The following is a 579-nucleotide window of genomic DNA, read 5'->3' on the forward strand; positions in this document are numbered from 1 at the left end:
ACCTGGGACTCGGCGTCCCCGCCTGGGACCTCGCCCGCCCCGCCGCCTGGTACGCCTGCGGACTCCTCCCGCCCGACGACTGGAGCCGCTTCCTGACCGCCTACCAGGAGGCGAACGGTCCCGCCGTGCCCGCGACCGGTGACCCCTGGCCCGCCCTGGACGTCCCGGCCCGCGCCCTCACCGTCCAGACGGCCGCCCTGGCGATCACCAAGGCGCGCGCGGCGGACCGCCCCCTGGACGAGATCGAACAGGCCGTCGTCGACGCCTGTGCCCGTATGCCCGCAGGGTGAAAGCGCGGGCCGGGGTCTTCCGCGAAGACCTTGCAACCACGGGCGGTGAAACGGAGTCTGTGCTGGAGAACCACCAAGCAGTACCGACCGGCGAGGAGTTGAGCCGACGATGCAGTGTCCGAAGTGCCACGCACCCATGCAGACGTACAACCGCAGCGGCGTCCAGATCGAGCAGTGCAGCGGGTGCCGCGGCATCTTCCTCGACTACGGCGAGCTGGAAGCGCTGACCCAGGTGGAGTCCCAGTGGGCCAAGCCCGTCCCGCCGGCCCCGCCCGCCGCCCCCGGGGGG

At 72.7% G+C, this 579-nt stretch carries 1 protein-coding gene and 1 pseudogene; both read left to right on the plus strand.

Going from position 1 to position 579, the window contains the following annotated elements; translation table 11 throughout:
* A pseudogene (locus CCN72_RS37740) lies at positions 1-290 on the plus strand (aminoglycoside phosphotransferase family protein); the annotation flags it as partial.
* A 109-nt stretch (positions 291-399) separates the two neighbouring features.
* On the plus strand, positions 400-579 hold a 180-nt coding region (locus CCN72_RS37745; RefSeq protein ID WP_167408754.1), incomplete at its 3' end, for a TFIIB-type zinc ribbon-containing protein.

This window comes from Streptomyces murinus, assembly GCF_002154555.1.
In the GTDB taxonomy this organism is placed as follows: domain Bacteria; phylum Actinomycetota; class Actinomycetes; order Streptomycetales; family Streptomycetaceae; genus Streptomyces; species Streptomyces murinus.